We start from the raw sequence: 12,642 nt of genomic DNA on the forward strand, positions 1-12,642 counted from the left end.
TGAGTAGAAGCATAAGGTAAAAATTTCTACGTAGGGTGTGGCAAGGGGTGAGGAAATTAACAAGTATTATTAGTGTTTTGATCATTGTGATCGTTGCTGTAATAGTCGTCCATTTTAACAAGGAGAATTCATTAGCTACGGAAAAGTTTATAAAAAAGTGGCTCATTAACGATAATGGTACGTTGGCGACTTATGTACGAGACGATCATGAATTGGATGAGGATTTAGTACAAGGGAGGGAGTCACTGTCAGAAACCTTAGGGCTATGGATGTTATATGCGCTTGAAAAAGATGATGAACAGCATTTTGATCAAGCATTTAATATGTTAATTGATTTTTTTCTGGAAAAAGACGGTTTTATCCATTGGAAGCTACTTGCATCCGGAGAAAGTGAAGTACATACGAATGCTTTGGTAGATGATTTGCGAATCATTGATGCTCTAATACAGGCGCATGAGAGGTGGAATCATCATCATTATGAGGAAGTAGCGAAGCTTATTAGTCATTATGTGAACAAATTTAGTGAGAAATCGGGTATATTAACTGATTTCTATGAGCGAAAACATCAATATAGTAGTGACGTAGTAACGTTACCCTACATCGATCCAGGAGCTATGGAGAAGATGGTGCATCGAGGATGGCTAAATCAAGAATCCTTTGGACAGACGATTTTAATCCTGGAAAATGCCCCCTTGGAAAATGGATTTTATCCAAAACGATATCAAGTAACGGAAAAGAACTATCAATTTGATAATGAAATTAATATGGTGGATCAAGCACTTGTGGCTTACCACCTTGCAAAATTAGATATAGAATCTAATGAACTGATACAGTTTGCGGTACAACAATATTCTCAATTCGGGGCGATTTTTGGTAAATATGATATTCATTCAAAAGAACCAGCTGTAACTTACGAATCTCCAGCGGTGTACGGACTGTTAATGTTATATTGCTTAGAAGTAGGGGAGCTTTCGATGGCAGAAAATTTATATGAGAGAATGATTGTGTTTCGTAATGATAATAAGCTTGGTTCCTATTATGGTGGATATTCTGTAAGTGAATCTGGTGACACACATATTTTTGATAATCTTGTTCCATTGTTAGCAGAAAAAAGGTTACGCAATATGCAGGCTGAATGAAGTATTCAAATGAAAAAAGCTTGTGACATTGTCATCAAGCTTTTAGTGTCGTTTATGCATCCAAAGTACACCAGACTTCGCTAATCGTGGTAATAGTCCGGTAACTGGTTGTTTCATCATATTGCCGAATCCATCGTTTTTACCTAATGATCCAAGGGTACCTTTTAGCTTAAGTGGTTTTGGTATCTTCGGGTCTTTCCCGTTAATGACCGATAGTATAACCGAAGCGATTTGCTCACCTTGCATGCCTGCTAATTGTGCGCTTGGAGAATGTTCAGATGCTGCACAATCACCAACAACGTAAACTTGTTCCTGTGAAGGTACTTGAAAAAATTCATTTAAGAGTATTTTATCCTGTCTATCTTTCTCAAATGGTAAGCCACGAACAATGTGATTAGGCTGAACTCCAGCTGTCCAAATGGTTACATCATTTACATAGCAAACTCCATTATTACATACGCCATCTTTTTCTACGTATTCCACATTTGCATGATGTATAACTTCTACATCGTTTTTATTAAACCAATCTTCAACATGTGCTTGAATTCTCGGATCAAAAGCTCTTAATACAGATTCTCCACGATCTAGTAATCGAACGTTTAAATCTGGTCTGCTTTCACGAATCTCGGAGGCTACTTCAATACCGCTTAAACCAGCGCCAACAACAGTAACCTTTCCATGTGCTTTTAAATTTCCAACTGCAACACCCGCTTTTCGTGCCCTTGCAATTGTTTGAACACTCTCCGTGTACTTGCTTGCACCTTCGATACCATGATAATTATCTTCGCAACCTAGTGCAATGACTAAAAAGTCATACGATAATACTTGACTACTATTACTAAAAAGTATCTCACGTGCTTCCGTGTTAATCTCTTCTACTTCCGCAAATACATAATTGACACGAGAATCATCTGGGAATTCCATGCGTACATCTTTTTCTGCAACAGTTCCTGCAGTAATTGCGTAAAATTCTGTTTTTAAAGAATGGTACGGATTTCGATCGATAAGTGTAATTTCCACGTCCTCAGGTAAGTATTGATTTAATAAACCTGTTGCAACCTTTATTCCGCCATAGCCGCCACCTAATATGACAATGTTTCTCATAAAATAACCCCCATCCTGCCTGAAAAAATAATGCTAGTAACCGGGTTTCAATCGAAAACGCTTACTAATTGTCTCTTATTACAGATTACCAAAGAACAAGTTGGAAAACTAGCTTAAGTTATAATTTCTATTCATTTATTTTCACTAATTGGAAATACTATCAAATGAAAAAATACATATTTAACATCAGGAGGGTAAGTAAGATGAAAAAACACGTATTTTTTATGCTAGCGATTGTGTTAGTGGTTGGTTTCACATGGCAAGGTTCTGGCGTATTTGCAAATGAGAAGGATGATGAAGTAGGTTTATTCGACTTTTTTAAGAAAGACGAGCAGGACAAGGAAGATAAAGGTGAAAAAGGTGATTTAACTAAACACGAAGCCTGGCTAAAAGTTCAAGCTGAGGAACTTGGAATTGAAACAGAAGGTAAGGACTTAAAAGAACTTGCAAAAGAAGTTAAGGAAGCAAAGCTGAAGAAAGCGGCAGATAAGTATGGTATCGAAACGGAGGATAAAGACCTCAAGGAACTCAGTAAAGAAGTTCATCATGCAAGAGTAAAACAGAAAGCGGAAGAGTTGGGGATTGAAACAGAAGGTAAAGACCCAAAAGCGCTTGCTGAAGAGGTCTATGATGCAAAGCTGAAACAAAAAGCGGAGGAATTAGGTGTTGAGACGGAAGGTAAAGACACGGATGAAATAAGAAAAGAAGTACTTCAAGCACAGCTTGAAAAGGAAGCAGCAGTTTATGGGATTGAAACAGAAGGAAAAAACACCCATGAAATTGTACAAGAAATTCACGAAGCGAAAATTTATAATTCTGCAGTACAATTAGGAATTGATACAAATGATAAAGATGCAAGCGAGTTATTAGATGAAATTTTCACAGAACATGCAGACAAAGCAAAAGAGCTAAAACTATTCCCATTTGAAGAAAATAAAATGGATTATTTCTGGGGACATCACCACAAAAAGGATTAAATAAATGAACAAAGGAGGCCAATGAGATAGGTTGGTCTCTTTTTTATGGGTAGACGGAGTTCGTTCTTTTTCAATGATACTCTTCCAAAATCTTATCCTTTAGAGTACTTCCTATTCGTAAAAGTAAAACGCTCGGAATCCCGAGCGACTGGTAAATCTAATAATGAAATTCCGCTTCCACCTGTGCCTGGATTTCCATTCTTCCAGGTTCAATCGGAGTTGTGGCGTTTTCCGTTGATACGCCTAAGACAGCTGGTCGGGGTACGGAGTCTTCTCGTCTAGTTACTTCTTTTAATTTAAACGGAACAACACTAATACTTACTCCTAGTTCCTGTGCGATGATACTTGCTTTTACTTGGGCATTTTCAACAGCCTTTTTTAACGCTTCTTCATAATAACGATCTTGGTTAGCGACAGTTAATTGGATGTTTCGTACCGTATTTGCTCCTTGTTCAACCGCAGTATCGACGATAAGACCAACACTCTCCATAGCATCTATCGTCACTTGTAACATGTTGGTTATCTGATATCCTCTGAAAATTTGTACCCCTTCTTTATAGTCATATTGCATATTAATTCGGTAGTCTGAAGTTTTTATGTTTGTACGAGGGATATTTTGCTGAAGAAGTGCGTTAATTACATTCGTTGTTTGTTCTGCATTTTCACGTTGCGCTTGTTGAAGGTTTTTGCTTTCTGTAATAACACCTAATGTTACAACTGCACGATCTGGCTCAATAGAAACAGCCCCATCTCCAATTACCAATAGCTTGTGATCGTTCTGCCTAGGCGAGTCATTTGTTCGAATGTAAGGGTTTGTAAAGTACATAATATTCACCTCTTTTCATCTTCTACTTTTACTCTATTCTAGAAATTGTAAATACATGATTTGAATAGAGCCCTTTTTTGTAATGAGTTCAGTTCTGAGGTGAAAAACGGAGCGGCCATGGCTTGTCCGATGTAAATATACCATATCAATTGCTACTTGACTCCATTTTCAATATAACAAAATCGCACAGTGAAATAATACCTGTGCGATTTGATATACAACCATTTTTGGAACTATCTTTTTCCTAGGTCAAACGCCTAATGCGTTCATCTAAATCTGGATGTGAGGAAAATAACATTGATTTTCCTTTACCATTAATTTTTAACGTTGAGATTGCAGTTTGTTCATTCCCACCTCGAATGCGGTTCGTGTAATCCTTCAGACTAATTAACGCATGTCTCATTTTATCTTTGCCTGCTAAATCTGCTCCGCCTTTATCAGCATGGAATTCCCGGTATCTGGAATATGCAGAAACAACAAGGCTTCCTAATATAGAAAAGGCTATTTGGAAAACGATGATTGCAATAAAATGAACAAGTGGAGCAAGCTCTTCTTTGGCAAAACGAGAAACCGCAAATGCTGCGATACGTGCCAAGAAGACAACGAATGTATTCACAACTCCTTGTAGAAGTGTCATCGTAACCATATCACCGTTTGCAACATGGGCTACCTCATGAGCAATAACACCTTCTATAGCATTATCATCCATTTCTTCTAATAGTCCACTAGATACAGCAACTAAGGAGCGCTTTTTTGATGGACCTGTTGCAAATGCATTCACTTCAGGAGAGTGATAGATTCCAACCTCTGGCATATATGTTAAGCCAGCTGCTCTTGATAAGCGATGTACTTTTTCAACGACATCTCTTTCATAGGATGACATCGGACCATCAGGGTTGATTACTTTTACACCCATCATACGCTTGGCCATCCAACGTGAAATGGCTAGGGAGATAAATGCACCTGTAAAGCCGATTATAGCACTAAAGATCAACAAGGAACCTAGTTGAATCGTGTCTCCTTTAATATAATTGACATTAAAGATAGAGAAAATAATACTAATTGTAAGTAAAACGAGAATATTAGTTAATAGAAAATAAAATATGCGCTTTCCCATTTTTTCACCCTTTTTAAGAATATTTGGAAATATAAGTGAGTAATCTCACATAATTACATTATACAAAGGATTTCAAGTAGTGTCACGTTTAGTGACGTTGGTAACTATTTGATTTAGAACATGATATACTAGTTTGAAAAAGGGGGAGATATGGATGAGTGAAAAAATTATACATGCTATCCAAGATGATTACTCCGATGATTATTCCTGGTGTTATGGATGTGGACGTTTAAACAAGGATGGTTTAAAGCTTCGGACAGGTTGGGAGGGGGAAAATACGATAACCTATTATACTCCTAAACCAGAACACACAGCTATACCTGGATTTGTCTATGGAGGAATAATTGGCTCATTAATAGATTGTCACGGTACAGGGTCTGCTGCACTAGCATTACATCGGAAAAATGGCCATGAACCAGGAGAAGGATTGGAACCACCACGGTTTGTAACGGCATCACTACATGTCGATTATATAAAGCCGACGCCACAGGAAGTCCCATTAAAAGCAATTGGAACAGTAGAAGAAATCCATCCAAAGAAATGGAAGATCCAAATAGAAGTCCACGCCGACAACCACTGCACCGCCAAAGGCGAAGTCATTGCAGTAGTAATGCCCAAAACATTTGATAATAAATAAGTGCCTGTCACCGACAAAATTCGACAGGTGACAGGCACCAACAGGGGGGTTAGTAATGTATAGGTTGACGACTGCGTCACTTTTGGATGTAATTGGGGAGTTGTTCTCAGATGAGATTTCCATTGCTGTATCGAATACGACTGAGTATGTTTACTATCGGCCAAGTAAACGGATCGATTTGAAGATTAGAAATGGGGACCCGGTAAAGGAAGGAACGATTGCGCATAAAGCGTTGGAGACGGAACAAAAGGCTTCTGAATTTATTGATCGTAATGTGTTTGGTGTACCTTATCATGGCATGGCTGTACCTTTTCACAATGGCGGAAAGTTAGAGGGATGTGTAACAGCAATTTACCCAGCTTTTACAGAAGGGAAATCAGTAGTCACCCTTAAAACGCATGATGGATGGAAGCCGATACCGTTTCAGGACGTAAAGTATATTGAAGTAAAAGATCGCAAAACACATGTTTATGCCAATGAATTTTTTGGAACACATAAAAGTTCATTACAAGAGTTTGAATATGTTTTACCACGTGAAATGTTTGTTCGTTGTCATCGTTCTTTCATTGTAAATGTTAATCATATCCAGGAAATTTACCCAGATACCCATTCGACATTTATGTTAGCAATGGACGATAACACAAGAATACCTGTTAGCCAGTCATATTCAAGTTATTTTAGAAAATTATTAGGATTTTAACGATATCTTCTGCTTTATACATATAAATTAGTAGCTTAATCAAAATTTTTCTTAAATGTCCCTTTTTTTCCTTTTTCTAATTTCCATACGTTAAAATAATTCTAAACTGTATGAAAAGAGGGATGGGACATGAAGAAGAGTTATGATCGCATACAAGACCCTCGCTTACAGGATCGAATTGTTACAGCAGAAGAAGCAGCATCATGGATCCGAAATGATATGACATTGGGGTTAAGTGGGTTTACTCGTGCGGGCGATGTGAAAGCGGTGCCAACGGCTTTAGTAGAACGTGCGAAAGCTGGGGAAACATTTAAAGTAAATGTATTTACTGGAGCATCCTTAGGATCTGATGTGGATAAAATGTTTGCTGAAGTGGGGATCATAAACAAACGATTGCCATTTCAGGCAGATCCAACGATGAGAAAGAAAATAAATGCTGGGGATCATTTATTTGTTGATCATCATTTGTCACACACTGCCGAATTGTTACGAGGTAATGTAATAGAGACGGTTGATTATGCAATTTTGGAAGCGATTTCTATAACGGATGATGGCATGATCATCCCAACTACTTCCATCGGTAATTCCTTAGCATTTGCTGAGAATGCCGAATCTATTATTGTAGAAATCAATACAGCACAGTCTGAATTGCTAGAAGGTTTACATGATCTGTATAGTCCCGGTAAACAAGGTGAACGCGATCCAATTCCATTAACAAAGGTGGATGATCGCATTGGGACAATAGGGATTCCGGTAGATCCCAAAAAAATAAAAGGTATTGTGTTTACGAATCAAGTAGACTCGCCTTCTACTATTGTACCGCCAGACGAAGAGACGAAAATAATGGCGGATCACCTATTAGAATTCTTACGAAAAGAAATTGTTGCTGGTAGATTAACAGAGAAATTAGCACCACTACAGTCAGGAATTGGTTCGGTTGCAAATGCAGTATTACATGGGATGGTTGACTCTGATTTTGAAAATCTAGAAGTGTATTCTGAAGTGTTGCAGGATGCCGTTTTCGATTTAATCGATGCAGGAAAAGTTAGCTTTGCATCGTGCTGCTCGATTACCTTGTCCGAAGAGAAAATGAATCAAGTATTTACTGACTTTGAAAAATACCGGGATAAATTAATGATGCGTCCACAGGAAATTTCTAACCATCCAGAGGTTATTCGTCGTCTCGGATTAATATCAATTAATACAGCGTTGGAATTTGATATTTATGGTAATGTCAATTCCACACATGTAACAGGAACAAAAATGATGAATGGTATTGGGGGATCTGGCGACTTCGCTCGTAATGCTCGATTAGCTATTTTTGTGACAAAGTCCATTGCAAAAGGTGGTGACATCTCAAGTATTGTTCCATTTGTTTCACATATTGATCATACGGAACATGATGTAGATGTCGTTGTTACAGAACAAGGCTATGCTGATTTACGAGGCTTGGCACCAAGAGAACGTGTACCACTAATTATTGAAAACTGTGCCCATCCACTGTATCGCCAGCAGCTTTGGGAATACTATCAAGAGGCACTTGAAAGGGATGGGCAGACCCCGCACGTGCTTGAAAAGGCATTCTCTTGGCATACCAACTTCATGGAAAAGGGAACAATGCGTTCTTTTGAAAAAGTAAGGTAATACGTACTGTAGTAGTAAGGGATGTAAGTATATAGCGGGGCAGTTTTGCTTATGTTGGTTAAATAAACAACGGGGATTCATATATAAAAGTCAGGTTTTCTTTTGGGGGAAAGATAACCGGGCTTTTTTCATTCCATGAAACTTTTGGTTTATCTCAGTCGTATTTGTAAGTAATGAATTTTAGTCGAGGTGATGTTATTGGGATTTCAATATGCAAACAATAGTGCGTGGATGAAAAAAGCCTGGGGCGCTTTTTCTTTGGCATTCCTAAGCCTTGGGTTAGTTGTTTTACAAGCGAAACATATGTATCGACCCGATAACATGATTGTCATAATAGCATTTTTACCTGTTGTGATAGCTGTTTTGCAAGGGATTCATTATATGAAAAGAGCGGATATGGAATACATCTATATGGCTGAAGATAAACTATATATTTACCGTGGACCATTTCTGCCACGAGAGAAAATAGACTATAGATATATCGATTATTGTGTCGAGGTGTATGAAAAGGATCGGAAGTACATGAAAATCCAATTAAAGGACAGTCCTGGAGATGTCCAAATACATACTGAATGGTTATCCCCAAGTGACCTTAAGCAATTTAAAACAGAATTGCAAAGACGAACAAAAGAAGATAAATTGTTCCGAACCAAAACCATTTAAGGTGCCAGGCACTTGTTAATTTTTTACAAGTGCCTGGCACCTATCCAAGTAATACTTTTTTCGCTTCTTCGCGATGTTCTTTGTCGCTTAGTACGAATAAGGTATCTCCATGTTTGATGACGGAGTTCCCGGTTGGTGTAATGAGCTTCTTGCCTCGAGTAATCCCAATTATTAATGTATCATCAGGCAGTTTAAGGTCTGTAAGGGAAATGCCAACTGCAGCATTTTTCTTGGTTAATGTTAGCTTCATAATTTCTGATTCATTTGTTCCAAGATGGATAAGTTCTAGACTTGGAGATGCTGCGTCTTCTTCACTAATCGTTAGTCCAAGCTTACTAGCTAGCCAAGACAACGAACTGCCCTGCACTAATGCAGAGAACAATACAACGAAAAAGACAGCATTAAAGATTAAGTTGCTATTTTCCACACCAGCGATCACGGGATAGGTAGCTAATACAATTGGTACGGCTCCTTTTAAGCCTGCCCAAGATATAAATACTTTTTCTTTATTGCTATACTTCATGAACAACATACTAATAAATATAGCAAAAGGTCTTGCGATGAACATCAATATGATTGCTAGTAAAATACCTTGCCAGAATACATCCAATAATTCACTTGGAAATACTAAAAATCCAAGTAGTGTAAACATAACAATTTGCATCATCCAGGCAAATCCTTCGTTAAATCGGATAATTGTAAATCGATATGTTAGATCACTATTTCCAACAAATAAAGCCATTACATATACGGCAAGTAGTCCACTTCCTCCTATTGCATCTGTAATTGCGTAGGTGAAAACAGCTGCCCCCATTGCTAAGACTGGATATAGACCAGACGTATCCAGCTTGATATGGTTAATGATAAATACGGTTGCCTTTCCAAGAAGTAATCCTAAAAGAAGGCCAACTCCCATTTGAATAAAAAAGCTTCCGATCGCCATCCAAATAGAACTATCGGGTATTTGAATTAGCTCTATCAACGCAACTGTTAAGAAAACAGCCATTGGATCATTGGATCCTGACTCTGCCTCAAGCGTTGCGGTTAATCGTTTGTTGAAGTTCTTATTTCCTAATACAGAGAAGACAGCAGCAGCATCGGTTGAGCCTACAATTGCTCCAAAAAGCATCCCTTCAAGTAATGAAAAATCTAAAATATACATTGCAGCTAACCCAGTAAGTACGCTTGTGAACAATACACCAATGGTCGCCAACAAACTAGCTGCGCCTATAATCGGACGTATATGGTTCCATTTCGTTTGGGTACCACCATCAAATAAAATAATGATTAGAGCCATAATCCCAATTATTTGAGTTAGTTCAACATTATCAAAATAAAACACATTATTAAGTAGCATGCCCCCTAAAAGGAATAACACTAAGGCTGGAAGGCCTAACCTAGTAGAGAATTTGGTTGCTAAAACACCAGTTAATAGCATGATCGCTAATAAAAAGAGTAAAGTTACAATCGTTATGTCCAATCCGAACCACCTTTCTTGTGTAAAAAATACACCTATAGAGGTTGTTCAAAAGGTCCGGTAAAAATGACACATCGAATTTCTTCGTTAGCTTGCTTTTCCGTTGCTCATGTATTAAAAGCATACATTCCGCTACTCAAAGCTACGCTGCCTCGAACTTCTCGGTCCTTTTTATCCTCCTATTTGAACACGCTCCTATAACTATTTTAACGATAATTCCGAAAAAAATAAATTAGAATGACGAAAAAACTTTACTGTGTCTCGTCCAATTTGTTTAAACTATCGACAGGAGAGACACAATTAAAGTATAATAGCATGGCTAATGATAGATGGAGAAGGAGTTTTACATGAATAAACCAAATGCATTACCGTTCACGATATCAAAGACAGAAAATTTCTTCGAACGATTAGGGGACTTTGTCGGCGATGTTTTCTACGATATCCTACCGGAAAAAGGATTTGAATTACGAGATGAACAAATTTATATGGCCTTTCAGCTAGAGCAGGCATTCAAAAATAAACGGACAATATTTGCTGAAGCAGGAGTAGGAACTGGTAAGACACTTGTGTACTTGTTATATGCCATTAGTTACGCAAGATACAAAGGTCGACCAGCGATTATATCTTGTGCAGATGAAACATTAATCGAGCAACTTGTAAAAAAAGATGGTGACATTGAGAAGCTAGAGAAAGCTTTGGACCTTAACATCGATGTTAGATTAGCAAAAGCACGTGAAAATTATGTTTGCGCTAGAAAGTTAGATGCAATGATAGATAAAACATCAGATGAGGGTATTATGCAAGTACATGATCATATTCCTGATTTTGTTTTTGATCAAAGTACTTCTAGGAAATCCTTTGAACGTTATGGGGATCGTAAAGAGTATCCGTGGGTTTCTGATGAAACTTGGGAGAAAATAGCATGGGATCCATTGCAGCAATGCTCCACTTGTGAATGGCGTCATCGTAGTGGGCAAACATTAAACCGAGATTACTATCGACAAGCAACAGATTTAATTATTTGCTCACATGACTTTTATATGGAGCATGTTTGGACAAAGGAATCTCGTAAACGTGAAGGTCAAATCCCACTGTTACCTGAATCGAGTACAGTTGTTTTTGATGAAGGACATTTGTTAGAATTTGCAGCACAAAAAGGTCTGACTTATCGATTTAACGCAGAAACCTTGGAAAAAGTACTCACGGGTTACATGGGACAGGACGTAAGGGAAGAATCACTTCTTCTTATCGAGGACATCCTTACACTACATGATGATTGGTTCGATCTACTTAGTAAAAATTCAACCTATGTAGCTGGTTCCAATCGAAGAGAACTCATGTTGAATGAGAATATTTTACAAATAGCTAGTGATTTATTTCAAAAAGTGGAACAGCTACTGGACCAACTCGTATTTGATTCTGAGATGTTTACGATTGATGAGTATCATATTAAGATCATTGAGGAATACTTGGAGTTCTTTTTCCATGGGTTATCGATATTCTTGAAAAATGATGAAGGGATATTTTGGCTGGAAGAAGATGAAACAACAACCTCTTTTGTTATGATGCCTAGATTAGTAGAAAATGTGTTGAAAAAAGAAGTATTCTCCAAGGACATGCCAGTTGTGTTTTCTTCAGCCACACTATCACAAGATGGAGATTTTACTTATTTGGCGAACAGCTTAGGCATTGATCTATATGATTCATTTACCGTTTCCTCCCCATTTGATTATGAGGATAAAATGAAGCTGTTTGGACATTTTGATACAACTGATAAATGGTCTGGAATAGAGGGACAGCTTAAGAAGAATAATGGTAGATCATTGGTTTTATTTTCATCGGAAGAAGAAATGGATCAATTTCGTCAATGGGCTTCCGATAAAGAATGGCCATTTGTATTATTGTTTGAAGGCGATCGAGAAATTAGTGAAACAGTAAAACAGTTCCAAATGGAACATAGTACCGTTTTATGCTCTCATCATTTGTGGGAAGGGCTAGATGTACCCGGTGAATCATTAACACAAGTAATTATTTCATCACTTCCTTTCCCGCCAAAAGATCCAGTATTTCAAGCGAAACGTAAGCATGTCAACGATCCTGTTGAGAAAGTAGATATACCATATATGGTACTGCGACTAAGGCAAGGTGTTGGGCGCCTTATTCGAACGAGCAATGATTACGGAACAGCTCATATTTGGATGACTTCAGAAGAACATAATAATTATCATCATGTAATCAAACGTGTTCTACCAGTGGATTTAGTATGGGAATAATAGAAAGAGGCTGTCCCATAAGTCATGAACCATGGCTTATGGGCAGACTTTTTTATTTTGTCTATCCTATGATAAGGTTGGACTG

The 12,642-nt window shown here is 37.8% G+C and carries 11 protein-coding genes; 7 read left to right on the top strand and 4 right to left on the bottom strand.

All coding sequences use genetic code 11. From position 1 onward, the window contains the following. Positions 1 to 47 precede the first annotated feature (47 nt). A complete protein-coding gene (locus ACFSTA_RS04435) occupies positions 48 to 1,139 on the top strand; it encodes a glycosyl hydrolase family 8 (protein WP_377555346.1) in 1,092 nt (363 codons plus the stop codon). 42 nt (positions 1,140 to 1,181) lie between these two features. On the opposite strand, the gene ACFSTA_RS04440 is transcribed toward ACFSTA_RS04435, so the two are convergent. Beyond that, positions 1,182 to 2,243, bottom strand: a complete 1,062-nt coding sequence (locus ACFSTA_RS04440; RefSeq protein ID WP_377555347.1) for an NAD(P)/FAD-dependent oxidoreductase — start codon at positions 2,241 to 2,243, stop codon at positions 1,182 to 1,184. 203 nt (positions 2,244 to 2,446) lie between these two features. Between ACFSTA_RS04440 and ACFSTA_RS04445 the strand changes: the two genes are divergently transcribed. Then, complete coding sequence (locus ACFSTA_RS04445) at positions 2,447 to 3,220, top strand: hypothetical protein (RefSeq protein WP_377555348.1); 774 nt, start codon at positions 2,447 to 2,449, stop codon at positions 3,218 to 3,220. Between the two features lie 157 nt (positions 3,221 to 3,377). Here the strand turns inward: ACFSTA_RS04445 and ACFSTA_RS04450 are convergent, their stop codons facing one another. Beyond that, on the bottom strand, positions 3,378 to 4,046 hold the full coding sequence (locus ACFSTA_RS04450; RefSeq protein WP_377555349.1) for an SIMPL domain-containing protein: 669 nt from the start codon (positions 4,044 to 4,046) through the stop codon (positions 3,378 to 3,380). A 244-nt stretch (positions 4,047 to 4,290) separates the two neighbouring features. Further along, positions 4,291 to 5,163: a protease HtpX gene (gene htpX, locus ACFSTA_RS04455; protein WP_377555350.1), complete on the bottom strand. Its 873-nt coding sequence runs from the start codon at positions 5,161 to 5,163 to the stop codon at positions 4,291 to 4,293. A gap of 154 nt (positions 5,164 to 5,317) precedes the next feature. Between htpX and ACFSTA_RS04460 the strand changes: the two genes are divergently transcribed. The 4 genes from ACFSTA_RS04460 to ACFSTA_RS04475 all read left to right on the top strand — a co-directional run bounded on the left by ACFSTA_RS04460 (position 5,318) and on the right by ACFSTA_RS04475 (position 8,807). Continuing rightward, entirely contained in the window at positions 5,318 to 5,800 is a 483-nt protein-coding gene (locus ACFSTA_RS04460; protein WP_377555351.1) for a PaaI family thioesterase, read from the top strand. Positions 5,801 to 5,855: 55 nt separating this feature from the next. Next, a complete protein-coding gene (locus ACFSTA_RS04465) occupies positions 5,856 to 6,500 on the top strand; it encodes a LytTR family DNA-binding domain-containing protein (RefSeq protein ID WP_377555352.1) in 645 nt (214 codons plus the stop codon). Between the two features lie 129 nt (positions 6,501 to 6,629). Beyond that, positions 6,630 to 8,144: an acetyl-CoA hydrolase/transferase family protein gene (locus ACFSTA_RS04470; protein WP_377555353.1), complete on the top strand. Its 1,515-nt coding sequence runs from the start codon at positions 6,630 to 6,632 to the stop codon at positions 8,142 to 8,144. 198 nt (positions 8,145 to 8,342) lie between these two features. Next, positions 8,343 to 8,807, top strand: coding sequence for a hypothetical protein (locus ACFSTA_RS04475; RefSeq protein WP_377555354.1), 465 nt, complete (start codon positions 8,343 to 8,345; stop codon positions 8,805 to 8,807). Positions 8,808 to 8,847: 40 nt separating this feature from the next. Here ACFSTA_RS04475 and ACFSTA_RS04480 read toward each other — a convergent pair whose 3' ends face one another. Continuing rightward, entirely contained in the window at positions 8,848 to 10,287 is a 1,440-nt protein-coding gene (locus ACFSTA_RS04480) for a potassium/proton antiporter (protein WP_377555355.1), read from the bottom strand. A 344-nt stretch (positions 10,288 to 10,631) separates the two neighbouring features. Here ACFSTA_RS04480 and ACFSTA_RS04485 point away from each other — a divergent pair, with 344 nt between their 5' ends. Then, positions 10,632 to 12,557 carry an ATP-dependent DNA helicase gene (locus ACFSTA_RS04485; protein WP_377555356.1) on the top strand — a complete coding sequence of 642 codons (1,926 nt, stop codon included), beginning with the start codon at positions 10,632 to 10,634 and terminating at the stop codon, positions 12,555 to 12,557. Positions 12,558 to 12,642: the final 85 nt, after the last annotated feature.

Origin of the sequence: Ornithinibacillus salinisoli, from assembly GCF_042684965.1 — a bacterium.
GTDB classification, from domain to species: domain Bacteria; phylum Bacillota; class Bacilli; order Bacillales; family Amphibacillaceae; genus Ornithinibacillus; species Ornithinibacillus salinisoli.

Excerpts from the sequence above, each read along its gene's own strand:
- ACFSTA_RS04440 (WP_377555347.1), bottom strand. The coding sequence starts at position 2,243 with ATGAGAAACATTGTCATATTAGGTGGCGGCTATGGCGGAATAAAGGTT.
- ACFSTA_RS04445 (WP_377555348.1), top strand. The coding sequence starts at position 2,447 with ATGAAAAAACACGTATTTTTTATGCTAGCGATTGTGTTAGTGGTTGGT.
- ACFSTA_RS04450 (WP_377555349.1), bottom strand. The coding sequence starts at position 4,046 with ATGTACTTTACAAACCCTTACATTCGAACAAATGACTCGCCTAGGCAG.
- htpX (WP_377555350.1), bottom strand. The coding sequence starts at position 5,163 with ATGGGAAAGCGCATATTTTATTTTCTATTAACTAATATTCTCGTTTTA.
- ACFSTA_RS04460 (WP_377555351.1), top strand. The coding sequence starts at position 5,318 with ATGAGTGAAAAAATTATACATGCTATCCAAGATGATTACTCCGATGAT.
- ACFSTA_RS04465 (WP_377555352.1), top strand. The coding sequence starts at position 5,856 with ATGTATAGGTTGACGACTGCGTCACTTTTGGATGTAATTGGGGAGTTG.
- ACFSTA_RS04470 (WP_377555353.1), top strand. The coding sequence starts at position 6,630 with ATGAAGAAGAGTTATGATCGCATACAAGACCCTCGCTTACAGGATCGA.
- ACFSTA_RS04485 (WP_377555356.1), top strand. The coding sequence starts at position 10,632 with ATGAATAAACCAAATGCATTACCGTTCACGATATCAAAGACAGAAAAT.